The organism is Synechococcus sp. MIT S9504 (assembly GCF_047497135.1).
GTDB lineage: Bacteria > Cyanobacteriota > Cyanobacteriia > PCC-6307 > Cyanobiaceae > Synechococcus_C.
The window spans coordinates 2,914,219-2,939,697 of the sequence record NZ_CP138942.1 but is presented as its reverse complement, the minus strand read 5'-3'; the positions used below and the strand labels follow the sequence as shown (position 1 = coordinate 2,939,697).

General features: G+C 60.2%; 23 protein-coding genes. 17 read left to right on the top strand and 6 right to left on the bottom strand.

Annotation, left to right across the window (positions count from 1 at the left end; genetic code table 11):
* Positions 1-9 precede the first annotated feature (9 nt).
* The 12 genes from SIB58_RS15745 to SIB58_RS15690 all read left to right on the top strand — a co-directional run bounded on the left by SIB58_RS15745 (position 10) and on the right by SIB58_RS15690 (position 13,453).
* Positions 10-423, top strand: coding sequence for a hypothetical protein (locus SIB58_RS15745; protein ID WP_066912266.1), 414 nt, complete (start codon positions 10-12; stop codon positions 421-423).
* Positions 420-3,620 (top strand): DEAD/DEAH box helicase, encoded by a 3,201-nt coding sequence (locus SIB58_RS15740; RefSeq protein ID WP_414494682.1) that lies wholly within the window; start codon positions 420-422, stop codon positions 3,618-3,620. The genes SIB58_RS15745 and SIB58_RS15740 overlap by 4 nt, the downstream gene beginning before the upstream one ends.
* A 4-nt stretch (positions 3,621-3,624) precedes the next feature.
* A complete protein-coding gene (locus SIB58_RS15735; protein WP_066912060.1) occupies positions 3,625-4,533 on the top strand; it encodes an SWIM zinc finger family protein in 909 nt (302 codons plus the stop codon).
* Positions 4,526-4,984, top strand: coding sequence for an MEKHLA domain-containing protein (locus SIB58_RS15730; protein ID WP_066912063.1), 459 nt, complete (start codon positions 4,526-4,528; stop codon positions 4,982-4,984). Before SIB58_RS15735 ends, SIB58_RS15730 begins: the two co-directional genes overlap by 8 nt.
* Positions 4,985-5,159: 175 nt before the next feature.
* A complete protein-coding gene (locus SIB58_RS15725) occupies positions 5,160-5,573 on the top strand; it encodes an Hsp20/alpha crystallin family protein (protein WP_066912067.1) in 414 nt (137 codons plus the stop codon).
* A 153-nt stretch (positions 5,574-5,726) separates the two neighbouring features.
* Complete coding sequence (locus tag SIB58_RS15720) at positions 5,727-6,851, top strand: TRAP transporter substrate-binding protein (RefSeq protein WP_066912069.1); 1,125 nt, start codon at positions 5,727-5,729, stop codon at positions 6,849-6,851.
* On the top strand, positions 6,848-7,420 hold the full coding sequence (locus SIB58_RS15715; protein WP_066912071.1) for a TRAP transporter small permease subunit: 573 nt from the start codon (positions 6,848-6,850) through the stop codon (positions 7,418-7,420). The genes SIB58_RS15720 and SIB58_RS15715 overlap by 4 nt, the downstream gene beginning before the upstream one ends.
* Positions 7,417-8,808: a TRAP transporter large permease gene (locus SIB58_RS15710; protein ID WP_066912074.1), complete on the top strand. Its 1,392-nt coding sequence runs from the start codon at positions 7,417-7,419 to the stop codon at positions 8,806-8,808. The genes SIB58_RS15715 and SIB58_RS15710 overlap by 4 nt, the downstream gene beginning before the upstream one ends.
* Positions 8,809-8,846: 38 nt before the next feature.
* Positions 8,847-10,619: a diflavin flavoprotein gene (locus SIB58_RS15705; protein WP_066912077.1), complete on the top strand. Its 1,773-nt coding sequence runs from the start codon at positions 8,847-8,849 to the stop codon at positions 10,617-10,619.
* On the top strand, positions 10,619-12,451 hold the full coding sequence (locus SIB58_RS15700) for a diflavin flavoprotein (protein ID WP_066912079.1): 1,833 nt from the start codon (positions 10,619-10,621) through the stop codon (positions 12,449-12,451). Before SIB58_RS15705 ends, SIB58_RS15700 begins: the two co-directional genes overlap by 1 nt.
* A gap of 87 nt (positions 12,452-12,538) precedes the next feature.
* Positions 12,539-13,066 carry an NAD(P)H-dependent oxidoreductase gene (locus tag SIB58_RS15695; protein WP_066912082.1) on the top strand — a complete coding sequence of 176 codons (528 nt, stop codon included), beginning with the start codon at positions 12,539-12,541 and terminating at the stop codon, positions 13,064-13,066.
* A gap of 180 nt (positions 13,067-13,246) precedes the next feature.
* The gene (locus tag SIB58_RS15690) at positions 13,247-13,453 is read left to right on the top strand and encodes a hypothetical protein (RefSeq protein ID WP_066912085.1); all 207 of its coding nucleotides are present in this window, start codon (positions 13,247-13,249) and stop codon (positions 13,451-13,453) included.
* A gap of 4 nt (positions 13,454-13,457) precedes the next feature.
* On the opposite strand, the gene SIB58_RS15685 is transcribed toward SIB58_RS15690, so the two are convergent.
* The 4 genes from SIB58_RS15685 to SIB58_RS15670 form a co-directional block, all read right to left on the bottom strand.
* On the bottom strand, positions 13,458-13,718 hold the full coding sequence (locus tag SIB58_RS15685) for a hypothetical protein (protein WP_066912088.1): 261 nt from the start codon (positions 13,716-13,718) through the stop codon (positions 13,458-13,460).
* A 96-nt stretch (positions 13,719-13,814) separates the two neighbouring features.
* Positions 13,815-16,766, bottom strand: coding sequence for an aminomethyl-transferring glycine dehydrogenase (gcvP, locus tag SIB58_RS15680; protein ID WP_067327528.1), 2,952 nt, complete (start codon positions 16,764-16,766; stop codon positions 13,815-13,817).
* 57 nt (positions 16,767-16,823) lie between these two features.
* Entirely contained in the window at positions 16,824-17,213 is a 390-nt protein-coding gene (gene gcvH, locus SIB58_RS15675; protein ID WP_066912095.1) for a glycine cleavage system protein GcvH, read from the bottom strand.
* Between the two features lie 19 nt (positions 17,214-17,232).
* Complete coding sequence (locus SIB58_RS15670; RefSeq protein WP_066912098.1) at positions 17,233-18,510, bottom strand: aminotransferase class I/II-fold pyridoxal phosphate-dependent enzyme; 1,278 nt, start codon at positions 18,508-18,510, stop codon at positions 17,233-17,235.
* A 210-nt stretch (positions 18,511-18,720) separates the two neighbouring features.
* Between SIB58_RS15670 and SIB58_RS15665 the strand changes: the two genes are divergently transcribed.
* Positions 18,721-19,584, top strand: coding sequence for an acyl-CoA desaturase (locus SIB58_RS15665; protein WP_369813461.1), 864 nt, complete (start codon positions 18,721-18,723; stop codon positions 19,582-19,584).
* Here SIB58_RS15665 and SIB58_RS15660 read toward each other — a convergent pair.
* Positions 19,572-20,297 (bottom strand): hypothetical protein, encoded by a 726-nt coding sequence (locus SIB58_RS15660; protein WP_066912104.1) that lies wholly within the window; start codon positions 20,295-20,297, stop codon positions 19,572-19,574. The genes SIB58_RS15665 and SIB58_RS15660 overlap by 13 nt on opposite strands.
* Positions 20,298-20,353: 56 nt before the next feature.
* Between SIB58_RS15660 and SIB58_RS15655 the strand changes: the two genes are divergently transcribed.
* The 3 genes from SIB58_RS15655 to dnaB all read left to right on the top strand — a co-directional run bounded on the left by SIB58_RS15655 (position 20,354) and on the right by dnaB (position 23,281).
* Positions 20,354-21,286 (top strand): acyl-CoA desaturase, encoded by a 933-nt coding sequence (locus SIB58_RS15655; RefSeq protein ID WP_066912107.1) that lies wholly within the window; start codon positions 20,354-20,356, stop codon positions 21,284-21,286.
* Positions 21,287-21,328: 42 nt separating this feature from the next.
* Positions 21,329-21,787 carry a 50S ribosomal protein L9 gene (gene rplI / locus SIB58_RS15650; protein WP_066912110.1) on the top strand — a complete coding sequence of 153 codons (459 nt, stop codon included), beginning with the start codon at positions 21,329-21,331 and terminating at the stop codon, positions 21,785-21,787.
* Between the two features lie 75 nt (positions 21,788-21,862).
* On the top strand, positions 21,863-23,281 hold the full coding sequence (dnaB, locus tag SIB58_RS15645; protein WP_066912113.1) for a replicative DNA helicase: 1,419 nt from the start codon (positions 21,863-21,865) through the stop codon (positions 23,279-23,281).
* A gap of 230 nt (positions 23,282-23,511) precedes the next feature.
* Here the strand turns inward: dnaB and SIB58_RS15640 are convergent, their stop codons facing one another.
* Positions 23,512-24,066, bottom strand: coding sequence for a hypothetical protein (locus SIB58_RS15640; RefSeq protein ID WP_197461213.1), 555 nt, complete (start codon positions 24,064-24,066; stop codon positions 23,512-23,514).
* Positions 24,067-24,398: 332 nt separating this feature from the next.
* Here SIB58_RS15640 and SIB58_RS15635 point away from each other — a divergent pair, with 332 nt between their 5' ends.
* Positions 24,399-25,262, top strand: a complete 864-nt coding sequence (locus SIB58_RS15635; RefSeq protein WP_231857201.1) for a helix-turn-helix domain-containing protein — start codon at positions 24,399-24,401, stop codon at positions 25,260-25,262.
* The last annotated feature ends 217 nt before the right edge of the window (positions 25,263-25,479 follow it).

Here is a 25,479-nt window from a genome sequence, read left to right as displayed (position 1 = left end):
CCTGCAGCCATGATCGCCTTTGAGCTGCCACCGACGTTGGCCGACAGCACCTCCGAGCAGAGTCGCGCAGTGTTGAGGCTGCGCTCCCTGAGCTGGGCCCTGGTCGCCGGATTGGCGGCGGGGCTGCTCAGCCTGCCCTTCGGGGTTGATCAGGCGGTGCGATCCACAGGCTGCGGCCTGTTTTACGGACTACTGGCCTTCCACCTTGAGCGTGTGGATCCGGAGGACTCCCACCTGCAGGCTGGACTGGTGGGAGCCGTCTGCGGAATACGCAGTTTGGGAATGTGCCTGCCACCCCCTTGGGCAGATGCTGATTCCCTGGCATCATTAATGCAGGATCTCGTTATGGGGTGGTTGCCGTTGATCGGCTGCTCGCTCCTGCTTCACGGAACCCAACGCATGTTGTCTGCGTCGCGGCCATGAGCCTGCTGCACGCCACCTGGCTTCCGGCCATTCGTACCCCCAGCAGCTCCGGTCGAGCTGCTCTGCTCGTGTGGGCTGACACCTGGCGTGTGGCCGAGCCGATGGGACCGGGCGCGACCCCCGCGATTCACCCCTTCACCCTCAGCACCGAGGATCTGCGCGCCTGGCTCACGGAACGCGACATGCTGCCCGGCGGAATCATCGATGCAACGGCCTGCCTCACCCTGCCCAGTCGCAGCGTTAAACCGAAACGCAAGCGCTCAGCGACGGCAGAGGCATCCTCCGAGGACGACCCACCGTGGTGCGGTCTGCCACTGCAGGCCGGGGAACCCATTCCCAAAACCACCGAATGGTGGCCCTGGCAGGTGCAGGGGTTGGCCATCGAACCCATGGCCGCCACTGAATGGCTGGCCAAGCTGCCTCTTTCAGGTCGTCATCCGGATCTGGCGGATGAGCTGCGCTGGTGGAGCCACATGCAGCGCTGGGCCCTGAGCCTGGTGGCGCGAGGCCGCTGGCTACCCCAGGTGGAGCTGAGCAAGGGCGAGGGCTACCCCCACCGAGCTCGCTGGGTGCCGCTGCTTAATCGCGAGGAAGACCGGCGCCGGCTCGAGGACCTGGCGGCGGGACTCCCCCTGGTTGCCACCTGCGCCCTGCCCTGGCGCGAACCGACAGGCCGACGCAGCAACCGCATGACCAGGCTGCGACCTGAAGCGATGCGAGCCGCCAATCCCGTGGCCTGCTGTCGACCCCGCAGCGGCCGGCTGCGCGTGGCCACCCTGCTGGAGGATCTGCTGGATGCGCAACTGCGCAAAGGCTTCGACCCTGCTCAGGAAGGCCTTGACCCACTGCTCTGCGCCTGGGAAGACGCTCTCAGTTCTGAAACCGGCGTCATCAATCTCAATGATGAAGACGCCGAGCGTCTGGCCACCGCCAGCCACCACTGGCGAGAGGGTGTGGCAGGCAATGTCGCTCCAGCACGAGCTTGCCTCGAACTGGCCACGCCGGCGGAGGGTGAAGATCTCTGGCCCTTGCGCTTCTTCCTGCAGGCCGAGTCGGATCCCACACTGAAGCTGCCGGCGAGTGCCGCCTGGGCTGCAGGCCCCCGGGGTCTTCAGCTGGGAGAGATTCCCGTGGAGCATCCGAGCGAAGTGCTCCTGGAAGGCATGGGCCGGGCCTTAACGGTGTTCGCACCGATCGAGCGAGGCCTCGAGAGCGCAACACCGGAAGCGATGCAGCTCACCCCTGCCGAAGCCTTCGTGCTCGTGCGCACTGCAGCACGCCAGCTTCGCGATGTGGGTGTTGGCGTCGATCTACCACCCAGCCTTTCAGGCGGACTGGCTAGCCGACTGGGACTGGCGATCAAGGCGGAACTGCCCGAGCGTTCCCGAGGCTTCACCCTGGGTGAGAGCCTCGACTGGAGCTGGGAGCTGATGATCGGTGGCGTCACGCTCACCCTGCGCGAACTGGAACGCCTGAGTGGCAAACGCAGCCCGCTGGTGCGTCACAAGGGAGCCTGGATTGAACTGCGCCCCAATGACCTCAAGAACGCTGAACGCTTCTGCAGCGCCAATCCCGAGCTCAGTCTGGATGACGCCCTGCGGCTGACTGCAACCGAGGGCGACACGCTGATGCGTCTACCCGTGCACGCCTTCGATGCCGGCCCCCGGCTTCAGGCGGTCCTTGAGCAGTACCACCAGCAGAAATCACCCGATCCACTGCCGGCACCCGAAGGATTCTGTGGACAATTACGGCCGTATCAGGAACGTGGGCTGGGCTGGCTCGCCTTCCTGCACCGTTTTGACCAGGGTGCCTGTCTGGCCGATGACATGGGACTGGGCAAAACGATCCAACTGCTGGCCTTCCTGCAACACCTCAAGGTGGAACAGGAACTGAAGAAGCCCGTGCTGCTGGTGGCACCCACATCGGTGCTGACCAACTGGAAACGGGAGGCCGCAGCTTTCACGCCTGAGCTCAACGTGCATGAGCACTACGGTCCCAGACGGCCCACGACTCTGGCCGCTCTCAAAAAGGCTTTAAAGGATGTCGACCTCGTGCTCACCAGTTACGGACTGGTGCAGCGGGACATCGATCTGCTGGAGAGCTTCGACTGGCAGGGAACGGTGATCGATGAAGCTCAGGCCATCAAGAACCCCTCGGCCAAGCAGAGCCAGGCCACACGCGATCTGGCCCGCACCCGCAAGGGCACCCGCTTTCGCATCGCCCTCACCGGCACGCCCGTGGAGAACAGGGTGAGTGAATTGTGGGCACTGATGGATTTCCTCAACCCAAGGGTTCTGGGCGAGGAGGAATTCTTCCGCCAGCGCTATCGAATGCCGATCGAACGCTATGGCGACATGTCGTCTTTGCGTGACCTCAAATCGCGTGTGGGACCGTTCATCCTGAGGCGTTTGAAGACCGACAAGGCAATCATCTCTGATCTGCCGGAGAAGGTGGAACTGAGCGAATGGGTTGGTCTGAGCAAGGAACAGAAGTCGCTCTATGCCAAGACCGTCGAGGACACCCTCGACGCCATCGCCCGCGCTCCGAGGGGTAAACGCCATGGACAGGTGCTGGGACTGCTGACCCGCCTGAAACAGATCTGCAACCATCCCGCCCTTGCTCTCAAGGAAAAGGAGGCAAGCGAGGATTTCTTACAGCGTTCCGCGAAGCTTCAAAGGCTCGAACAGATTCTCGAAGAAGTGATCGAGGCCGGCGACCGCGCTCTGCTGTTCACCCAGTTCGCGGAATGGGGAACGTTGCTGAGGGAATATCTGCAACGCCGCTGGCGCAGCGAGGTGCCCTTCCTCAGCGGTAGCACCAGCAAGACTGAGCGGCAGGCCATGGTCGATCGTTTTCAGGAAGATCCCCGCGGACCACAGCTGTTCCTGCTCTCACTCAAGGCCGGTGGCGTGGGCCTCAATCTCACCCGTGCCAGCCATGTGTTCCACATCGATCGCTGGTGGAACCCGGCGGTGGAGAACCAAGCCACAGACAGGGCTTATCGCATCGGACAAAACAACCGCGTGATGGTGCACAAGTTCATCACCAGCGGTTCTGTGGAAGAGAAAATTGATCGGATGATCCGCGAGAAGTCCAGACTGGCGGAAGACATCGTGGGCTCCGGCGAGGAATGGCTCGGAGGACTCGAAATGGGCCAGCTCAAGGAGTTGGTGAGCCTGGAAGACAATCCCTCCTGACGCAATGACCATCACCCCTAACAGCAGCGGCATCAACACCTCACTGAGTGACGAGGGGCTCGGGCAACAACCTTGGTGGGTTGAACAGTGGATGGAGCTGATCAACTCCTACCGCTTCAAAAAACGCCTGGAACGGGCCTGGACCTACGCCCGTGAAGGACATGTGACTTCAATTCGCTTCGAGGGGCGACGGGTTCATGCCCGTGTTCAGGGAACCGATGAAGACCCTTACAAAGTGAAGCTCTGGCTGGATGTGCTGAGCGATGAGGACTGGGGCTTCGTGCTGGAAGCACTCACACAAAAAGCCCGCTGGTCGGCACAGCTTCTGGCCGGAATCATGCCGGCAGACATCGAACGTGCCTTTGCGGCCAGTGGCCGACGGCTCTTCCCCTTCAAGCTGCAGGAGGTGCGCAGTGAATGCAGCTGTCCGGACAAGGCCAATCCCTGCAAGCACATCAGTGCGGTGTACTTCCTCATGGGAGAACGCTTCAGTGAAGACCCGTTCGTGCTGTTTCAGCTGAGGGGGCGCACGCGCACGAAACTGCTGGAAAACCTCGCAGAACATCGGCTCAAGGCCCTGCAGGCCAGGGCTGAACAGGCAAAGGCTGCGAGCAAATCAACGCCATCCGCGGATGGCGGCGGGTCAAACCCGGACGACACCATCAAGCCGCCGCATCCAGCGGTCCTGGACCCCACGCTCTGGTGGCGTTATGAGGCCAACCTCGACGGTGATCTGGTGGTGATCACCCCCGCAATGGAAGGAGACACAGGCCTTGATGCGGCAGGTGATCTTCCCCTGGCAGAAGAGCCACGCTTCCCAGAATCAAGACCTCGCTTCCTTCAGCACCTGCGCGATCAGGGTCAGGCCCTGGCACAGCGGGCCATGCTGGAAGCGATGGCAGCCGGTGGCTGAATCAGCGCCCTGGCAGACGCCGGCATCCCAGCGCCTGATCAGCAGGCTGATGCTGTCTCACCAACGGGCCTTCAAGCGGCCACTGCTGACCTGTGGCGACCCAGCCAAGGAACTGTTCAGCAGCGAGATGGCCGTTCTCGCTCACGACAACAGCCCTGATCCCCTCCTGATTTATGCCAATGCCACCGCTCTGCGCCTTTGGGAGCGATCTTGGCAGGAGATGATCGGCATGCCCTCCCGTTGCACGGCGGAGGAAGGAGCTCGCGAGCAACGAGCTTCCGCCCTGCAACGGGCGCAGCAACAGGACGCTTTCGAAGGTTATAGCGGCGTAAGAGTGTCACGAACAGGGCAACGATTCATGATCAACAACGCAAGAATCTGGACCTTCTGGGATGACCAAGGCCGCAACTGTGGCCAAGCGGCAGCATTCTCAAGTTGGCGCTGGCTGTAAGTGACATGCGTTGATGTTCGGTTGTTGCGACTGCCCTTTCGCAACAACCGAACCCGGTGGTCTAGACCGAACAGAATCGGGCGGTTGTCCCCCTACTAAGAGTCAATCAAACCGCACATATTGGCGATGTGGGTGATGCCAACACCCCATCAACATCACTCTTCAGGAGTTACCCATGATCACCCTGCGTCAATCACCATTTGATCTGTTCGAGCGTCTCGACCAACAGCTTTCACAAGTCGAGCGTGTACCAGCCGCCGAAATTCACGAAACCGAAGATCACTACTCCATTCGCCTGGAACTGCCTGGCGTGACTCACGACAGCATCGACGTGAAAGCCAGCGATCGCAGTCTCAGCGTCAGCGCTGAGCGTCTGAATCCTCAGGCCAATGCAGCCGATGAGGCCGAAGCGTCGACAGACAACACCCTGCTCAGCGAGTTTCGCTACGGCAACTGGAGCCGCAGCTTTCGCTTCGCCCATTCCCTTGACCGCGATGCACTGCGGGCCAGCTACCGCGATGGCATCCTCACGATCGAGGCTCCCAAAACGGACAACCGCACCACCGTGTCGGTGAAGGTGGAAAACTGAGACCCAAGTCAGCACCAGGATCAAGAGAACGATTCAGCCCCCTGCCAAGGCAGGGGGCTTTTTTTGATTGCGAAAACAGGGTCAGGCAGAGACTGATCGATAGCCTTCCCTGGATCAGCGTCGTCTCATCGGCGACCAAAGCAGGAGCACGTCATGCAACGTCGGCAGCTGCTCCGGACCAGTGGGCAAGCGCTCGCCGCTGCAGCCGGAGCCGGAGCACTGAGCGCCTGCACGATTCGTCGTGCTGAAACCGGTCGCGGCAGTGGCCTTCCCCAGGTGCGCTGGCGGATGGCGACAAGCTGGCCGGTCTCACTCGACACCATCTACGGAGGTGCCGAAACCATCTGCGAACAGGTGAAGGCGATGAGTGGCGGAGGGTTCACGATCGAACCATTTGCCGCCGGTGAAATCGTTCCCGGGCTCGAAGTGCTGGATGCGGTTCAAGCTGGCTCCGTGGAATGCGGCCATACAGCCAGCTACTACTACGTGGGCAAGAATCCCGCGTTCGCCTTTGGCACCGCCGTGCCTTTCGGGCTCACCGCCCAGCAACAGAATGCCTGGCTTTATCAGGGAGGCGGCAATGAGGCGATGGACGCCTTGTTCGCCGATTTCGGCGCCAAGAGCTTCCCTGCCGGAAATACGGGCGGTCAACTTGGCGGCTGGTTCAAACGACCTGTCGACAATCTCGGGTCCCTGAAAGGCCTGAAGATGCGCATCCCAGGACTGGGAGGCAAAGTGATGGCCAGCCTTGGGGTGAACGTTCAGGTCTTGCCAGGTGGCGAGATCTATCTGGCACTGGAACGGGGAGCCATTGACGCCGCAGAGTTCACCGGCCCCTACGACGACGAGAAGCTCGGCCTCCCCAAAGCAGCGAAGTACTACTACTACCCAGGCTGGTGGGAACCTGGGCCGAGCCTGACCGCGCTGGTGAACCGCAGTGCCTGGGACAAACTTCCTGAGGAGTATCAGGCCATGTTCAGCACGGCTTGTTATCAGGCCAATCTGGGCATGCTCAGCAAATACGAACAGCGCAACAGTGAGGCGCTGCTGAGACTCAGGCGACAGGGAATCAAACTTGAGGCCTACGGCAACGACATCCTCGAAGCAGCCAAGGAAGCCACCAGCGTCCTGTTCGCGGATCTTGCAGCTGGCGATGCCGGCTTCCGAGATTTACTGGAGCGCTGGCGTCTGTTCCAGAAGGAAACCCTGAACTGGAATCGCATTAATGAACTGCCGCTGGTGAAGTTCAACACCAGCGCCGAGGGAGGTGAAGGATGAGCGAACCTCTCTCCGGTGTGGTGCGCCTGTTGGATCGCATCAATGCCGCAGCGGCCTGGCTGGCGCGCTGGTCCGTGCTGCTGATGCTGGCCATCGGAATCTGGAACGTTGTCGGCCGCTATCTCGGTTCAGCCATCGGCATCAATCTCAGCTCCAACGGTCTGATCGAGGCCCAGTGGTATCTGTTCGATCTGATCTTCCTGCTCGGCCTCGGCTGGACCCTGCAGAAACAGGGCCATGTGCGTGTGGATGTGCTGCAGAGCCGCTGGTCACCCCGCCGTCGCAACCGTCAGGAGCTGAACAGCATCCTGCTGCTGCTGCTGCCCTTCGCCTTCGGGGTGATGGCGATCTCGATTGCACCCGCGCTGCGCTCCTGGAGCATCGCCGAGATGTCCCCCGACCCGGGCGGGCTGCCACGCACCTGGGTGAAATCGTTGATTCCCCTGGGCTTTCTGTTGCTCGGGCTGCAGGGAATCGCCGAAGCGCTGCGCCTGCGGCTGGCACTCGCTCACCCCGAGGCCGCCCAGGCTGCCGAAGAGCAGCGCCAGGAGGGAGGCACCACGCTGTGATCGAAATCGAAGCCCTCGGCTGGGTGATCAGCTTCGACCCCTCCACGGTGCTGGCTCCAGGGATGTTTCTGGCGCTGATCGTGGCGTTACTGAGCGGGTTTCCCGTCGCGTTCTGTCTTGGTGGTATCGGGGTGATCTTCGCCCTGCTGGGCATGCTCAGCGGTGAGATCGAACCACAGTTCGTCACCGCTCTCCCCCAGCGAATCCTGGGGATCATGGCCAACTTCACCCTGCTGGCCATCCCCGCTTTTGTGTTCATGGGTTCGATGCTGGAGAGTTCCGGCATCGCTGAACGCCTTCTGGAAACCATGGGCAGGCTGCTGGGGCGTCTGCGTGGCGGCCTGGCGCTGGCCGTTGTCCTGGTGGGTTCGCTTCTGGCAGCGACAACCGGTGTGGTGGCAGCGACCGTCACCACCATGGGGTTGATCTCCCTGCCCGCCATGCTGCGGGCGGGATACGACAAGAGCCTGGCCACAGGGGTGATTGTGGCTTCTGGCACCCTCGGTCAGATCATCCCCCCCAGCATTGTTCTGGTGGTGCTGGGCGATCAGCTCGGTATTTCAGTCGGCGATCTCTTCATCGGGGCGCTGGTTCCAGGCCTGCTGATGTCGACGGTGTTCGCCATCTACGTGCTGGTGATCAGTTCGCTCAAGCCGGAACTGGCCCCCGAACTGAAGCCCGAGCTCACCGGCTCCGGTCATCCTCTGCAGTTGGTGCAATCGGTGCTGCCACCGATCGCTCTGATCGTTGCGGTGCTCGGCAGCATCTTCTTCGGCATTGCGACACCCACGGAAGCGGGCGTGATTGGCGCGGTCGGCGCCATGGTGCTGGCAGGCATCAATGGCGGTTTCAGCCGTCAGCAACTCTCGAATGTCTGTGAGAGCACCATGCGCACCACGGCCATGGTGATGGCCATCCTGATGGGATCCACCGCGTTCAGCCTGGTGTTCCGCGGTGTGGGCGGCGATCAGCTGATTTCCGATCTGCTGCTCAACCTGCCGGGAGGGCGAGTGGGTTTCCTGGTGTTCAGCATGCTGATCATCTTCCTGCTGGGCTTCTTCATCGATTTCTTCGAAATCGCGTTCATCGCAGTTCCGCTGCTGCTTCCCGCCGCCCGGCAGCTGCTGGGTCCCGAAGCTCTGGTGTGGTTTGGCGTGATGATCGGCGCCAATCTGCAGACCTCCTTCCTCACACCGCCGTTCGGCTTTGCGCTGTTCTATCTGCGCGGCGTGGCACCCGATGAAGTCAGCACGCGCGACATCTATCGGGGCGCACTGCCGTTTGTCGGCCTGCAGGTTGCAGTCCTGGCCTTGATCATCGCGGTACCAGGTCTGGTGGACTGGTTGCCTCGTGTCGCCGGAGCCCTCAGCCCGGGTCCGATGACCTGAAGATCTTCGTAAAGTTGGTTACAACGCGCGATTCAGTCATGGTCACGGCGAGCCTGAACAGCACGAACTCCACTGCTGTGACCCCCCGACTCACATTGCAGTGCGAGCCGATCGCGGCTGACAGCACCACCATCCGTTCCCTCGACTGGGAACGCAGCCGATTCGATATTGAATTTGGGCTACGCAACGGCACCACCTACAACGCATTCCTGGTGCGCGGCGAACGCAACGCCCTGATCGACACCAGCCACGCCAAGTTCCGCGACACCTGGGTGCCATTGCTCAAGGAGCAGATCGATCCGATGGCGATCGATCATCTGATCGTGAGTCACACCGAACCGGATCATTCCGGACTGATCGGCGATCTGATCGACCTCAATCCAGACATCGAGATCGTGGGTTCCAAGGTAGCGATCCAGTTTCTGAAGGATCAGGTGCACCGCCCTTTCAAATCGCGAGCTGTGAAAACCGGCGATGAACTGGATCTGGGCACCAGTCCCGACACAGGCGTGCAGCATCGTTTTGAGTTCCTGAGTGCCCCGAACCTGCACTGGCCCGACACGATCTTCTCCTTCGATCACGGCAGCGGCATCCTCTACACCTGCGATGCCTTCGGACTGCATTACTGCTCCGAGGAGTTGTTCGATACGGACCCCGGTGCCATCGCCCCGGACTTCCGCTTCTACTACGACTGCCTGATGGGCCCCAATGCCCGCAGCGTGCTGCAGGCGCTGAAGCGCATGGATGCACTGCCCGAGATCAACACCGTCGCCGTGGGGCACGGCCCCCTGCTGCGCCAACACCTCAGCCACTGGTTGAACGACTACAGAGAGTGGAGCAGCCAACGCAGCAAGGGCGACAGCTACGCAGCCGTCTGCTACCTGAGCCAATACGGCTTCTCGGACCGCCTCAGCCAGGCCATCGCCCACGGCATCGGCAAAGCCGATGCACAGGTTCAGCTGGTGGATCTGAGGGCCACCGATCCGCAGGAACTCACCGCTCTGGTCGGGGAAGCCAAGGCGGTGGTGGTTCCCACCTGGCCAGCGGAACCGGATGGTGAACTGCAGGCATCGATCGGCACCCTGCTGGCCGCTCTTCAGCCCAAACAACTTGTTGGGGTCTACGACGCTTTCGGTGGCAATGACGAACCGATCGATGCTGTGGCCGAGCAGCTGCGCAATCAGGGGCTGAAGCCGGCCTTTGAACCGCTGCGCATCCGCCAGCTGCCCCAGGGCGGTGATTACCAACGCTGCGAGGAATCAGGAACCGACCTCGGTCAGATCCTGACCCGCAAGAAGTCGATCGAGGCGCTGCGCAGCATCGACGCCAACCTCGACAAGGCGCTGGGCCGCCTCACCGGAGGGTTGTACATCGTGACGGCGAGCCAAGGCGAAGGTGATGCGCGCCGCAGTGGCGCGATGGTGGCCAGCTGGGTGGCCCAGGCCAGTTTCCGCCCCCCAGGCCTGAGTGTTGCTGTGGCCAAGGATCGGGCGATCGAAGCACTGATGCAGGTGGGCGACAGCTTTGTGATCAACGTGCTGCGGCAAGAGCGCTACAAGCCTCTGATGCAGCACTTTCTGAAGCGTTTCCCCCCCGGAGCCGATCGCTTCGAAGGGGTCAATGTGCTGCATGGAGCCGCTGAGGGTGGTCCTGTGCTCACGGATGCGCTGGCCTATCTGAGCTGCCGGGTGGAACAGCGGATGGAAGGGCCGGATCACTGGATTATCTACGCGCTGGTGGAGCAGGGAAACGTCGCTGACATCGATGGGAAAACAGCGGTTCATCACCGCAAGACAGGCAACCACTACTGATGGTTACAACTGTCGCTGCCAGCTCAGCGTCCGCTGACCGGCAGGTCATCACCCTGCCGGTTGATCGAGGCCTTATCTGCCTGCGGGGGCTCAGCCCCCAGCGGCTGCGCTTCGAGCTGGAATATGCGCTGGAGCGCGGCAGTACGGCCAACAGTTTTCTGTTCGAGGCAGGCGCTGATGCCGCAGGAGTTGAGCAACCCGCCGTTCTGGTGCATCCACCGGGGATGGCCTACAGCAGCGTCTTCCTGCCAGCACTGCTGAACGTTCTGCCAGCCACGGATCAGCCCCTGCTGATTGTGGTGGGACATGTGAACCCCAACCGTGTGGCGTTGCTTCAGGAACTGGCCCGGATCTATGCAGGCCTTGAACTGATTGCGTCCAATCCTGGCGCCAAACTGCTGGAAGAGCTCTGGAGTCAGCGCAAGCCCTCGCCCCCGGGAGTGGAAGAGGACCAACCACCACCACTGCCTGATTTCCCGCCGTTAAGAGTGATTCGACGGGAAGAGACACAGGCGCTGAGCCATGGGCGCAACCTGCTGCTCCTGCCTGCACCAACGCCGCGTTGGCCGGGTGGACTGATGGCCTTCGAACAGCGATACGGGCTGTTGATGAGCGACAAGTTTTTCAGCGCCCATCTCTGCACCACCGCCTGGGCGGAGGCCAATCGGAGCAGCACAGAAGAGGAGCGTCGCCATTTCTACGACTGCCTGATGGCGCCGATGGCCCGCAAAGTGGACCTGCTTGTGGAGCGCCTGGAGGAACTGAGCATCCGCACGATTGCGCCGGCCCATGGTCCGGCCATCGATGCCAGCTGGCGCAGCCTGCTGAACGATTACCACCGCTGGGGGGAAAGTCACCAGCAATCCAGCCTGAATGTGGTTCTGCTGTTCGCCAGTGCCTATGGCAACACCTCGGCGATTGCCGATGCCCTTGGTAGGGGCGTCAGTCGCACCGACATCCGGGTTACCAGCCTCAACTGCGAATTCACACCGTCGGAGGAGCTGGTTGCCGCCATCCAGTCTGCGGATGGAATCCTGATCGGCTCACCCACGCTTGGCGGCCACGCCCCCACGCCGGTGGTCTCCGCCCTGGGAACATTGCTGGCGGAGGGTGACCGCAGCAAGCCGGTGGGAGTCTTCGGCAGCTTTGGCTGGAGCGGCGAAGCTGTCGATCTGCTGGAAACAAAGCTGCGCGATGGCGGCTTCAGTTTCGGCTTCGACCCGATCCGGGTCAAATTCAGCCCTGATCGCGCCATGGTGAAGGAGCTGGAGGAAACCGGCACACGTTTCGCCCGCAAACTGCTTCAGGCCGAAAAACGTGCCCAGCGCCGCAATGCCGGAAGCATGAGCGAAAGCCGCAGCGATCCGGCTGTGCTGGCGCTTGGACGCGTGGTGGGATCCCTCTGCATCCTCACCACCCGCAAAGGCGAACTCAGCGGAGCCATGGTGGCGAGCTGGGTCAGCCAGGCCAGCTTCACGCCTCCTGGACTGACGGTGGCGGTGGCCAAGGACCGCGCCGTGGAAGCTCTTCTGCACAAAGGCGATCGCTTTGCGCTGAACGTGCTTGCCGAGGGACGCGAAAGCGGACCAATGAAACAGTTTCTGCAACCGTTTAAACCAGGTGCCGACCGGTTCAGCGGTCTGGAACTGGAGACCAGTCCGAATGAACAACCGCTGCTTCCCGATGCGCTCGCCTGGCTGGAAGGGCGAGTGAGCCAGCGGATGGAATGCGGAGACCACTGGCTGATCTATGCCGAGCTTGATCACGGCGGCGTGTTGGATCAGGAAGCCTCCACAGCCGTCCACCACCGACGCAGCGGCGCTAATTATTAAAGAGAGCAGCCCACACGACAACGACCACTCGGCACGCACAAGCTTGAAAGAGTCGTCACAATTCATCCTCTGAGGCGAACGCAGATCATGAGCAAGGCGCACAGTGCTGATGTGCTGGTGATTACCGCCAGTAACGGCGAGAACCTCAAACTGGCTCAACGCTTTGTGGACCAGACACGAGCGCTGGGCAGCACCGCCGACCTGCTCGACCTCACCACACTCGAACTTCCCCTGTTCACACCGCGCGTGAAGGAGCAAGGCATGCCGAATGGCATACAGGCATTGCAGCAACGACTGATGGCAGCACCGCGGTGGGTGATCTGCGCGCCGGAATACAACGGTTCCATTCCCCCCGTGCTGACCAACGCCATCGCCTGGCTATCTGTTCAGGGAGAGGACTTCCGGGTCCTCTTCAATGGGCGGCCGATCGCCATGGCCAGCTTCTCCGGTGGCAATGGGATGGAGCTGCTGGTGGCACTGCGCATCCAGCTCACCCATCTCGGCGCTCAGGTTGTAGGGCGCCAGCTGCTCAGCAATTACGCAAAGCCGGCGAAGGATGAAAGCATTGCCGACCTGATGCAACGCCTGATGCAGATGACACAACTGGAGCTCTGACACAGTTCATCAGCGCATCAATCAAGAACAGCCTATGAATCAGGAACAGCCTTGAATTAAGAACAGCCCTACATGAACAACAGCCGAGGAATCCAATTCGAAAGAGAATCGGGTTTTCGCACACACACCACATCTAGAGCACTGAAATAGCGAGGTCAGTACACAATCTCCATTCCACGAATGGGCATGACCCGGGATCCTCAGTACGCGATTCGCTATCGCGGCTTTGTTCTGTTGAAACAAGGGAACAACAGTTGGCTGGTCAGACCGGAACGAAGCCCGATGCGACTTTTACCCTTTCGCACACCGACCTGCTCGCTGGCGGATGTGAAAGCATTGTTGGACTGGCGACTGGAGCAGGACACAAGCCTGATCTCAGTCGCCTGACCCCTCAGGCGGCCTGAGGTGGTGGCGTGGGCGATCCCTGAGACTGAATGGGGATCACCAGAGTTGCCCAGCGCTCAGGACGCTCTGGGCGCTGACGTCTCGCCTGACGAATTCCAAAAGGAACCCTCAGCACATTGGTGCCTTCGATCGGCAAGGTGTGTCCTCGACCGAGGGCTGCCTGAAGGCATTCGGGGATGTCGGGAAGCTGGAGCGAGTCTGGGGTTTGCTCAGTGGATTGTTTTTGATTTTTGGTGTCGCGACTCATTGATTCCCTTTTTGCGACGGTGAATGCTGTGCAGTGTGATCAAAGTTTCCTTTGCACAATTAAAAATCGAAGATTAATTTCCGATTTCGGTAAAATTTAACTCATTGGCTGAGACCCAGAGGGCTGAGCCGCAGCCATCTCCTCAACACTGGGGCAGGTGCAGATCAGATTGCGATCGCCATAGGCGTTGTCGATCCGGGCCACAGCTGGCCAGAACTTGTTGTGCCGCTGATCCTGCAACGGAAATGCTGCCTGTTCACGGGAATAGGGGCGATCCCAGTGATCGGCCGTCACAGCACTCAGAGTGTGGGGAGCACGGCGCAGTGGATTGTTCTCACGATCGCTGAGACCATTTTCAATCGCAGCCACTTCTGCACGGATCGCGATCATGGCGTCGCAGAAGCGATCCAGCTCTTCAAGACTTTCGCTTTCCGTGGGTTCAACCATCACAGTGCCCGCCACCGGCCAGCTGACTGTCGGAGCATGGAAGCCGTAATCCATCAGACGCTTCGCCAGGTCATCCACCTCAAGACCAGCGCTACGCCTCAGATCGCGCAGATCAAGAATGCATTCATGGGCCACCAGTCCTCCCTCTCCCCGGAACAGCACCGGGTAGTGCGCATCGAGCCGATGCGCCAGATAATTGGCTGACAGCAAAGCCACAGCTGTGGCCTGCCGCAGGCCAGCTGGGCCCATCAAACGCAGATACATCCAGCTGATCGGCAGGATGCCAGCACTGCCCAGGGGGGCTGCAGACACCGCTGAAATGGCCTGATCACCGCCGCCGATCATCAGTGGATGACCGGGAAGAAACGGCCGCAGATGCTCTCCCACCGCGATGGGACCCACCCCCGGGCCACCGCCGCCATGGGGAATGCAGAACGTCTTATGCAGATTGAGATGGCAGACATCCGCCCCGAACGCCCCTGGCCTGCAGACACCGACCTGGGCATTGAGGTTGGCGCCATCCAGATACACCTGACCGCCATGGTCATGAACGAGGCTGCAGATTTCACGGATTCGGGTCTCGAACACCCCATGGGTTGAGGGATACGTGACCATCAGAGCCGCCAGGCAATCGGCGTTCTCCGAGAGCTTGCTGCGCAAATCGTCCACATCGACATTCCCCTGCTCATCACAAACCACAGACACCACACGCATCCCAGCCATCACGGCACTGGCGGGGTTGGTGCCATGGGCACTGGTGGGAATCAGACAGACATCACGATGGCCCTCACCGCGTGACTGATGCCAGGCGCGAATCACCAATAAACCGGCGAACTCGCCCTGAGAACCAGCATTGGGCTGCAAGGAAACGCCCGCGAAACCGGTGAGCTCAGCCAACCAGCTCTCGAGGTCCTGGGCCATGCGCTGATTGCCCTTCAGCTGGTCAGCGGGAGCAAAGGGATGGATGCTCCCGAACTCCCTCCAGCTCACCGGTGCCAGCTCCGCTGCAGCATTCAGTTTCATGGTGCAGCTGCCCAGAGGAATCATCCCGTGCACCAATGAGAGGTCTTTGCTGACCAAACGCTGGATGTAGCGAAGCAGCTCAGTTTCACTGCGGTAATGGTGAAACACCGGTTGCTGCAGCCAGGGGCTGGACCGCAGCGGCAAGCCCGCCAAGGCCTGATCGTGCATGGCTGTGTCGGACAGTTCTGGCAGCTGGCCTCCGGTGGCCTCCGCCACCAGTGCCAGCAGCCGATACACCTCTTTGCTGTCGCTGAGCTCATCCAGGCTGATACCGAATCCTTCGGCCTGTTCGATCGCCGCACCATCGGGCAGGAGTCGCAGGTTGAAGCCGGCTCGAGCTGCCAGTTGATGCACTCGCGGGGCCTGAGCGCAGATCACATCAACACTGTCGAAGCGTGATCCCTGCGGAAGAGCAAGTCCAAGCGAACGCAATCCCTCGTCGAGCTGACAGCGCAGCTGGAGCAGACGTCGGGCAATCGCCTCAAGACCTTCGGGCCCGTGGTGCACGGCGTAGAACGAGGCCATCACCGCCAGCAGAACCTGGGCTGTGCAAATATTGCTAGTGGCTTTGTCTCGGCGGATGTGTTGCTCACGGGTCTGCAATGCCAGGCGCAGTGCGACATTGCCTTCGGCATCTCTCGACTGCCCAACAATGCGTCCGGGGACCTGCCGGCGGTAAGCATCGCGCGTAGCAAAGAACGCCGCGTGGGGACCGCCTCCACCCATCGGCACTCCGAAACGCTGGGCACTGCCCACAGCGATATCGGCACCGAGAGCACCCACCGGCTCCAGCAGCACCTGCGCCAAAGGGTCAGTGGCCACGGTGACCAAGGCGCCATGCTCGTGGGCCCTGGCTATGCAGGATCGAGGGTCCCAGAGCCGGCCGCAGCGTCCAGGGAGCTGCAACAGCACTCCGAACACATCGTCACCCCACACGAACTGATCAGGCTCCGCCAAGTCGAGCTTCACACCGATCGGCTGGGCCCTGGTGCGCAGAACCGACAGAGTCTGTGGCAGCACGGCGGCATCAACCAGAAAGCGTGTTGCTTCAACTCGCTTGCAGACGCTAAAGCTCATCGACATGGCCTCCGCCGCCGCGGTGGCTTCATCCAGAAGTGAGGCATTGGCAATCGGCAGACCGGTCAGCTCGCTGATCAACGTCTGAAAATTGAGCAGTGCCTCCAGACGTCCCTGGGCGATTTCCGCTTGATAAGGGGTGTAGGCCGTGTACCAGGAAGGGTTCTCCAGCACCTGCCGCTGGATCAAAGCAGGCGTGACGGTGCCGTAGTAACCAAGACCGATCAACGACCGATTCACACGGTTCAGCCCGGCAAGCTGGCGCAGTTCAGAGAGAGCTTGCTGCTCTCCGATACCTTCGGGAAGCTGCCCCTGCGGCTGGCTTGAATCAAGAATGTCTTGTGGCACCACGGCCTGCAGAAAGCGCTCTAGATCGGCAAAACCAAGCCGATCGAGCATCAGCTGATTGGCTGCGGATCCCGGGCCGATATGGCGCTGCGCGAAAGGCGGAAGCTTCCTCGCTGAAGCCGTTTCCACCATGCGCTGGTCCAGCAGGGTCATGGTGCAGCAACAGAGGTCGCCGACTTTAAGCAATTTGAGCCGGTCGACGATGTGATATCAGGTCGCGGCAACCTTGGCGGAGTAGGTCGTGGCATCCATCAACTGCTCAAGCTGCGTCACATCGCTGGGTCGGATCACGAGCAACCAACCCTCACCATGGGGATCCTTCTGGAGTTCTTCGGGATTGGCCAGCAGAGCTTCATTGCGCTGCAGAACCTCACCACTGAGGGGGGCATACATCTCTTCAACAGCCTTGACCGACTCAACGGTGCCGAAACTGCTGCCACGGCTGAGATCAGAACCCACCTCGGGGAGGTCCACAAACACGATGTCGCCGAGTTGATCCACGGCATAGGCACTCAGGCCAATACGGATCAAATCAGCGTCCTGCCAGGCGTATTCATGGCTGTCGGCGTAGCGGTAGGAGGCAGGGAATTCAAAGGCCATCGGGCCGCAACAGCGTCTCTCAGTCAGTGTGCGCCAGATTCAGATGTCCCGCCGCAGCCAGGGCTTGCAGCGCCTGGATCAGAGCCAGCTCGACATGGGCGTGATGGGTGCCTCCCTGAACGTAGAGATTGAACGGCTCCCGCAATGGCGCGTCAGCGGAGAACTCACTGGTGCTGCCATCGATAAAGGTTCCACCAGCCATCACCAGATCACTGGCATAGCCGGGCATCGATGCCGGCACTGGATCGAGGTAGGAGCCCACCGGGGAACAGGCCTGAAAGGCGCGGCAGATCAGCTTGAGGGCCTCAGGATTCCCCAGCTGCACAGCCTGGATCAGGTCACTGCGCGACGCGCCGGCAACGGGCTGCACGGGAAACCCCAGATCAGCGAACACACCGGCCACCAGATCAGCGCCGATCAAGGCTTCGGCCACCATCTGGGGAGCCAGAAACAGACCCTGCAGTAACAATCGATGCAGGCCAAAACCAGTCCCCCCTTCACTGCCGATCCCTGGTGCGGTGAGACGGCAGCAGGCTTGTTCCACCAGATCGGCGCGTCCGGCGACGTAACCACCGGCGGGCGCGATCGTTCCGCCCAGGTTTTTGATCAATGAACCTGCGACCAGATCCGCACCCACCTCTGGTGGCTCCTGGGCCTCAACCAGTTCTCCGTAGCAGTTGTCCACGAAGCACACGCAGTCGGGCTGCCGTTCGTGGATGCGGGCACAGAGCCGACCAATGGTCTGCACGCTGAGCGATGGGCGCCAGCTGTAACCACAGCTGCGCTGGATCAGGATCAGGCGAAGGGGCCGCGCCAGGGCCTGATCCAGGGCCTTCTCATCCACAGCCCCGGCTTCGTTGAGCTTCAGCTCTTCGTAGTCGATACCGAAATCCTTGAGGGATCCTTGCCCCTCTCCACGAAGACCGATGACCTCTTCGAGCGTGTCGTAAGGACGCCCGGTGATGGACAGCAAGCGATCGCCTGGCCGCAGCACTCCGAACAAGGCTGCAGCGATGGCGTGAGTACCGCTCACGAACTGAAGTCGCACAGCCGCTGCTTCCGCGCCGAGCACCCGAGCGAAGACCCGGTCGATCACCTCCCGGCCCTGGTCACCGTGCCCATAACCGCTGACGGAGGCGAAATGCTGAGTCCCAACCCGTTCAGCCTTAAAGGCCGCCAGAACCTTTTGCAGTCGATCAGCCACAGCAGCGGTGCGCTGACGGGCAAGAGGCTGCTGACGCTCTCGTACAGCAGCCACTTGCCTGCAGGCAAAGTCCTTGGCATCACTGAGATTCATCCCCTGTGCACCGGTGCTCTCTGCATAGCGATTTGAAGCCTGTGCCACGGGAGAACCGCAAAAAGCCTGCAGTTTTCTTTTACATTCACACTCCCAACCAACTGTTTTGGTCTCGGCTGTAGCCGTACCGACCGCGACAGAACTGGTTCAAGGAGAAGCTTCTTGGTTACAACCACTCCGGCAGCCACCACTTCAAACCGCGAATTGCGTATGCGCGCAGCGGTGATGGCGCCCCGTGAACGGCTGCCGCGTAAACAGCGCAAATTCAAAGGTGGCACCACCTCCTTCATGGTGGCGATGCACGTGCTGGCCACCATTGCACTGCTGCCAAGGTTCTGGAGCATTCAGGGAGTTGTGGCCTTCGCCGTTCTCTACTGGGCCACGGTGCTCGGAGTGACACTGGGCTTGCATCGTCTTGTGGCGCACCGCAGTTTTGAGGTTCCCCGCTGGCTTGAACGGGTGCTTGTGATCATGGGCACCCTGGCCGCACAGAGCGGACCGATCGACTGGGTGGCCTTGCACCGTCACCATCACAAATTTTCTGATCAACCCAACGATCACCACGATGCAGGTCGGGGGCTGTGGTGGAGCCACAGCGAGTGGATGCTGCACGAAATCCCCGCTCTTGAACACAAAGAGCGATTCGGTGGCGACCTGCTGAAGGATCCCTTCTACGTCTGGCTTGATCGCTGGTTCCTGGTCCTGCAGATCCCGATCGGCCTGGCGCTTTACTGGTATGGCAACGCTGCTCAGGTGCATGGAGGAGGCGTTGGTCTGGTGCTGTGGGCCATTCCCTTGCGCCTGGTTGTCGTCTATCACGTCACATGGCTGGTGAACTCGGCCACCCACGCCTTCGGCTATCGCAATTTCGACTGCCCGGATCTCTCACGCAATTGCTGGTGGGTGGCCGTTCTGTCCTTCGGAGAGGGTTGGCACAACAATCATCACGCCCATCCAGGTAGTGCTCGCCACGGACTGCGCTGGTTCGAGTTCGACATCACTTGGATGCACATCCGGATGCTGCAGAAGCTTGGACTCACCCGACGCGTGCGTCAGGCCCGCTACCCCGGCTGAGCAACCGTTCGCAATTCGGCCAGAAATGCCTCAGCGCTCTGCCCCTTGCTGCCTTCGAGAGCCAGATGCGTGGCATGAAGATCGAGGAACTCACCATCGAGCTCCTCGGCGCTGTATTCCCTGAGGCCTGCCATCACTTCGGCAAAACGCTCGCGGCGTTGGTTTTTGGTGACCGGATAGGCCTCCATCACCTGATCGCGACACTGTCGCCAGGCCTGCCCACGGCAAAGACTGTCGGCGATCGCCGCACTCAGGGCAGCTGCTTCCGTTTGATCAATCCGCCAATCGAAACCTGGCGGCAAGGGGCCTAAGCCGACAAAGATTTCCAGCAGCTCACCGGCACCGAGGGGCTCACCATGGGCTGCGAGCAGGGGCACGGAACTGTCGCTCAACACCCGCAACAGATCGGGGTGAACTTCCGCCAGCTGATCTCGGATCGGATCCAGGCCCTGATGCAGCACTGCATTCGCCTGGCCGAGTGCGAGAAAAACCTCCGGCCCCGGAGAGGAGAGCTTGCCGTTGCGGAGATTGGAGATCTGGGAGTTGTGCACACGACCGAGGTCAAGAGCATCGGCCAGGGCGGGCAACACCTTGTGGGACCAGCCGTTGCGCTCATGCCACACATGAATGAGGTGAGCCATCGCCTGGCGCCCTTCCTCAAGGCGCTGGCGATAACCCTTGGTCACATGATCAGAACCGCTTGCCTTAGCCATTGGTTGATACGTATCCGTATCGCGTGTAGTGTGCAGAGATCAACCGGGATCAAGTCATGGCACCAAGCGCGATTAGAACGCCTTCGCCACCCAGCCGGAAACCAGTTTCGCATCGTGGTCCCAGGCTGGCAATCAAGCCCTACCGGCGCCCCAAGAGCAAGACGCGCATCGCTCCCAAGAGCGAAAAAAGCTGGGTAACGATCGGATTCATGATCGTGATCCATGTCCTGGGACTGCTGGCACTCGCTCCTGCCTTCTGGAGCTGGGAAGCCGTCACCAGCCTGCTGGTGCTGTATTGGGTCACCGCCTGCCTTGGCGTCACCATCGGCTATCACAGGCTGCTCTCACACCGCTCGTTCCGAGTGCCGCTCTGGCTGGAGCATTTCTTTGCCACCTGCGGCGCCCTGAGCTGCCAGCACGGACCAATCGACTGGGCCGGACTGCACAGGCATCACCACAAGTATTCCGATACGGATGCGGATCACCACAACAGCAACAAGGGCTTCTGGTGGAGCCACATGGGCTGGATGTTCAATGCGATTCCAGCGATGCAGGAGGTGCCCCGCATGACCGGTGATCTGGCCAAGGACCCCTACTACCGCTGGCTGAACAACTGGTTCCTGGTTCTGCAGCTTCCGCTGGCCGGCCTGCTGTTCTGGATCGGCACTGCGACCGGTGCAGGCGGCTGGGCCCTGGTGCTCTGGGGGATTCCTCTGCGCCTGGTGCTCGTCTACCACGTCACCTGGCTGGTGAATTCCGCCACCCACTGCTGGGGCACCGTGGCCTTTGAAAGCGGCGACGATTCGCGCAATAACAAATGGGTGGCCGCCGTCACCTTCGGCGAGGGCTGGCACAACAATCACCACGCCTTCCCGCATTCGGCGCGTCATGGTCTGCAGCCCGGACAAATCGATCTCACCTGGGAGCACATCCGTCTGATGCGCGCTCTGGGCCTGGCCACCAAAGTGCGACTGCCCGTGAAGTCGTAAAGTTACCGATCGCTAATCCGTCGTCGTCAGGATCCTTCTCCCATGGCCAAGCGCGTACAAGTCGTTCTGAATGAGGACGTCCTCAGCCTCGGCCGGGACGGAGATCTGGTGGAAGTTGCCCCTGGCTATGCCCGCAACTTCCTGCTGCCCTTCGGCAAAGCTGTGCCTGTGACCCCTGCCGTGATGAAGCAGGTGGAGCATCGTCGCGCCAAGGAAGCCGAGCGCCAGACCGCTCTCAAGGAGGAAGCCGTCGCCTTCCGCACCGCACTCGACACCATCGGTCGCTTCACGGTGAAGAAGCAAACGGGAGAGGACGACGTCCTGTTCGGCACCGTCACCAATGGTGATGTGGCCGAGGTGATCGAAGAGGCCACCAAGAAAGAAGTGGATCGCCGTGACATCACCGTGCCCGACATCCATCGGACAGGAAACTACAAGGTTCAGGTCAAGCTTCACAGCGAAGTGACCGCTGAAATCAACCTGGAAGTGGTCAGCTACTGAACACGGATCAAAATTGACTCTGATGTCACCGACAAGGTGCGTCAGAGTGATCATTCCTTCTGAGCGGCTGCCGCCATGGTGAGCGTTCCCTTGTCAGAGTCCGGTGGCGAGTCCACCGAGGGGGAGCGCCGCGGTTTCGGCCAAGGTCGCAGGCGTGAAGAGCCCAGCTTCGAGGCTCTGCCCGATTCGATCCCGCCGCAAAACCTGGAGGCGGAAGAAGCGGTTCTGGGCGGCATCCTGCTCGACCCGGATGCCATCGGTCGCGTGGCCGACGTGCTGCAACCGGAAGCGTTTTATCTCAATGCCCATCGCGAGATCTTCCGCACTGCAGTGATGCTCCATAGCCAGGGCAAACCCACCGATCTCACCGCAATGACCGCCTGGCTGGCGGACACCGGTGCACTCGAGAAGGTTGGAGGCAGCAGCAGGCTGGTGGAGCTTGTGGATCGCGTGGCCTCCACCGCCTCGATCGAGCAGGTGGCACGACTGGTGATGGATAAGTATCTGCGCCGGCAGCTGATCCGCTCAGGCAACGAAGTGATCCAGCTGGGCTTCGATCAGGGTCTGCCGATGGAGCAGGTGCTCGACAAGGCCGAGCAGACCATCTTCGCCATCAGTCAGGAAAAACCATCGCAGGGTTTGACGCCCACCGCCGAGATTCTCACCAGCACCTTCAACGAAATCGAAAGCCGCTCGCTGGGCACCTCGGTGGCAGGCATTCCGGTGAATTTCTACGACCTGGACGCCATGACCCAGGGCCTGCAGCGCAGTGATCTAATCATCGTGGCCGGACGCCCGGCCATGGGCAAAACATCGATCGTGCTCAATCTGGCCAAGAACGTGGCTCAGTTGCATGACCTGCCGGTGTGTGTGTTCTCACTGGAGATGAGCAAGGAGCAACTCACCTATCGGCTGCTCTCAATGGAAGTGGGCATCGAAGCGGGCCGGCTGCGCACAGGCCGTCTCCAACAGGAGGAGTGGCCGCTGCTTGGACAGGGCATCAACACCCTGGGCCAGCTGCCGATCTACATCGACGACAAGCCCAACTCGGGCGTGCTGGAGATGCGTTCGCTCTGCAGGCGACTGATGGCCGAACAGGGCAAGGAACTCGGTCTGATCGTGATCGACTACCTGCAGCTGATGGAAGGATCCAGTCCTGACAACCGAGTGCAGGAAATTTCAAGAATCACAAGAGCTCTCAAGGGGATGGCCCGTGAACTGAACGTGCCGGTGATCGCCTTGTCCCAGCTCAGCCGTGGCGTGGAGTCACGCACCAACAAACGACCGATGCTGAGTGACCTGCGCGAATCGGGCTCGATTGAACAGGACGCCGATCTGGTGCTGATGATCTACCGCGACGAGTACTACAACCCGGAAACTCCCGATCGGGGAATCACGGAAGTGATCGTGACCAAGCACCGCAACGGCCCGGTGGGCACGGTGAAGCTGCTGTTCGAGCCACAGTTCACTCGCTTCCGCAACCTGGCGGCCTGAACCAGAAATACACAATGTGGATTGGCCGGATTTTACTCCTGGGTGTTGGCTCCTCCTATTTAGCCCGGTGGATTCTGAGTCCTGAAGATCATCGCAATTATGTGGCGAGATGGTTGACAGCCTTACGCAAAACAACCAGCTGGCTGCCGCGGGGACGGCACAAAATCCGTCGCTTTGGCCGCCGAACTTTTCTGGCAACCCTGAGGCGCTCGAATCGTCGCTGACGCTTTTCAATTGGGGAAAATGATTTGCCACTGGGTACGGATGGTCCAATCTCCCAGCAATTCTTCACCAGCCAACTGCAGCTTCACCGCGTTGTAGTACGCCTCTACAGACACCTGCATCGGTTGACCAGCCAGCTGGAAGAATCGACCCAATCCACCACCCAAGGGAACAATCCAACCTTGGCCATCAGGAAGAGTCCAATCCGCGGCGATGATTGGCGATGAGATCAACCACCAGTCGGGATTGAGCTGATATCTGATAAGACCCCGCACCACCATGCGGTTGACGTCATCGCGATCTGAATCACCAGACACAGACCACACGTTTCGCATGCGGGCTCCAACGACCCTAGGACCGCGGTGAAAGAAGGCCAGGAGCGCAGGCCCAACGGACAACTTGCCGTTATCAAGGGCTCCTTCACCCACCGGGACCACGAGTGACGAGCCCAGGCCGATGGTGAAGTCAGGGCCAATATCTGGAATGAGAAAGGCCGTGGGGCTGATGTCAGACAAACCGGCCTGATTGCGCTGATCCCAATTGAGGAGTGTTGGGTCACCCATTGGTGCAAGACCAAGGATGGGGTCTGCAGCAGGTAGAGAAACAAAGCGAAAGTCGTGCGCGTCAAAACAGTCCAATCGTCATTGTGACGAAAGGGGACGACTGGCTGAAATTTGAAAATCTGAACGGAACGCTCGGGACTAGCCGATGGATCGATAGCACTGGGCGACCACTCTGTGTTCGGGAACACAGACGAAGGAAGGCATAATTACATTACAACTTATTGCGGTATGTGGACATTTTTGACAGTCCTTTCCTCAGCTGTCACTGCCTGAGAAAACTATTTCGACCACTCTCCCCAGACATATCTGGTCTGCAGTTGAGTCGTGGACCTTTGAAGGGCCGCCTTCGCGTCATCAAGTTCGGCACGCTACGCGTCAATTTTTTAGAGACAAATCAAAGTCTTTTTTTAAGCGGAGCTCACCGTCCAGAGAACTGCACAATTGCTATTCCTCTTGAGGATGCAAGAACGTCGGATTATCGTGCACAGGGCATTCCGGTAATTTGGCCCGCCTTAATGGGATACAACCTGCACCTCACAGACTTTGACCTAAAAATTCCTTCAGAAGCAAAGCTGGCCACAATCGTTATTGATAAAGAAGCACTTGTTGAACAGTTACTTCACAAAGGGAAGCACCGACTGTCAATGAAACGCTTGGAAGCGACAAATCAACTACAACTGCATCCTGAGCTCCACAAAGCCTTGCGAGATCAACTCAACGAACAATTTCAACGGGGCCAACAGGGATGGAACCCCGAAGAACACGACCAGCTGATAGAAACCTTGATTCAATGTTTTGAACAGCCAAATACCTGCACAAGACCCGTCGCCAAGCGCGAAGCGCGGCATGAAACTGCGATTGAACTGCTGCACTGGTGCACTAGGAACCCGATGAAGACGCTCACCGTTGAAGAGCTCAGCCATAAACTATTCCAATCGCGAACCACATTGTTCAAAGGGTCCCAGGAACATTTCGGAAGGACACCGCTGGAGTTACAGCGCTCCATTCGTATTGACCGCGTCAGGCATCTTCTGCTGTTACCAGAGTCTCGCGCCTCACAAGGGCTTACAGGTGTTGGCGACAGCGCTGAATCAATGGGCTTCACCAGCCGTAGCCACTTTGCCAAGCATTATTTGGAACAGTACGGAGAACAACCACTGGATACGCTCACCAGAAGCCAACAAGACAAGGCCTGAGAAGCATCCGACACCGACACGCCTATACAAATGACCTCAAAATCCCGTACGATCGGGCTCACTCAGAAACAACCAACAGCTGAATTCCTTTCCATAATTGCATAAGTGTTCCCTTTGAGGAAGATGCATTGCTGGAAGCAACACGCCACTTAAGAGACTTTGCCGACACAGGCCTTCCAAGTCAATTTCTACTTTTCAGCCTGTATACCTGGATAAT

What these genes read in the sequence shown, in the direction of transcription:
- SIB58_RS15745 (WP_066912266.1), top strand. Translation starts at nt 10, where the DNA reads ATGATCGCCTTTGAGCTGCCACCGACGTTGGCCGACAGCACCTCCGAG.
- SIB58_RS15640 (WP_197461213.1), bottom strand. Translation starts at nt 24,066, where the DNA reads ATGGGTGACCCAACACTCCTCAATTGGGATCAGCGCAATCAGGCCGGT.
- dnaB (WP_066912113.1), top strand. Translation starts at nt 21,863, where the DNA reads ATGGTGAGCGTTCCCTTGTCAGAGTCCGGTGGCGAGTCCACCGAGGGG.
- SIB58_RS15685 (WP_066912088.1), bottom strand. Translation starts at nt 13,718, where the DNA reads ATGAGTCGCGACACCAAAAATCAAAAACAATCCACTGAGCAAACCCCA.
- SIB58_RS15665 (WP_369813461.1), top strand. Translation starts at nt 18,721, where the DNA reads ATGCGCGCAGCGGTGATGGCGCCCCGTGAACGGCTGCCGCGTAAACAG.
- SIB58_RS15660 (WP_066912104.1), bottom strand. Translation starts at nt 20,297, where the DNA reads ATGGCTAAGGCAAGCGGTTCTGATCATGTGACCAAGGGTTATCGCCAG.
- SIB58_RS15735 (WP_066912060.1), top strand. Translation starts at nt 3,625, where the DNA reads ATGACCATCACCCCTAACAGCAGCGGCATCAACACCTCACTGAGTGAC.
- SIB58_RS15690 (WP_066912085.1), top strand. Translation starts at nt 13,247, where the DNA reads ATGGGCATGACCCGGGATCCTCAGTACGCGATTCGCTATCGCGGCTTT.
- SIB58_RS15700 (WP_066912079.1), top strand. Translation starts at nt 10,619, where the DNA reads ATGGTTACAACTGTCGCTGCCAGCTCAGCGTCCGCTGACCGGCAGGTC.
- SIB58_RS15715 (WP_066912071.1), top strand. Translation starts at nt 6,848, where the DNA reads ATGAGCGAACCTCTCTCCGGTGTGGTGCGCCTGTTGGATCGCATCAAT.
- rplI (WP_066912110.1), top strand. Translation starts at nt 21,329, where the DNA reads ATGGCCAAGCGCGTACAAGTCGTTCTGAATGAGGACGTCCTCAGCCTC.
- SIB58_RS15720 (WP_066912069.1), top strand. Translation starts at nt 5,727, where the DNA reads ATGCAACGTCGGCAGCTGCTCCGGACCAGTGGGCAAGCGCTCGCCGCT.
- SIB58_RS15695 (WP_066912082.1), top strand. Translation starts at nt 12,539, where the DNA reads ATGAGCAAGGCGCACAGTGCTGATGTGCTGGTGATTACCGCCAGTAAC.
- SIB58_RS15705 (WP_066912077.1), top strand. Translation starts at nt 8,847, where the DNA reads ATGGTCACGGCGAGCCTGAACAGCACGAACTCCACTGCTGTGACCCCC.
- gcvH (WP_066912095.1), bottom strand. Translation starts at nt 17,213, where the DNA reads ATGGCCTTTGAATTCCCTGCCTCCTACCGCTACGCCGACAGCCATGAA.
- SIB58_RS15725 (WP_066912067.1), top strand. Translation starts at nt 5,160, where the DNA reads ATGATCACCCTGCGTCAATCACCATTTGATCTGTTCGAGCGTCTCGAC.
- SIB58_RS15670 (WP_066912098.1), bottom strand. Translation starts at nt 18,510, where the DNA reads ATGAATCTCAGTGATGCCAAGGACTTTGCCTGCAGGCAAGTGGCTGCT.
- gcvP (WP_067327528.1), bottom strand. Translation starts at nt 16,766, where the DNA reads ATGACCCTGCTGGACCAGCGCATGGTGGAAACGGCTTCAGCGAGGAAG.
- SIB58_RS15655 (WP_066912107.1), top strand. Translation starts at nt 20,354, where the DNA reads ATGGCACCAAGCGCGATTAGAACGCCTTCGCCACCCAGCCGGAAACCA.
- SIB58_RS15740 (WP_414494682.1), top strand. Translation starts at nt 420, where the DNA reads ATGAGCCTGCTGCACGCCACCTGGCTTCCGGCCATTCGTACCCCCAGC.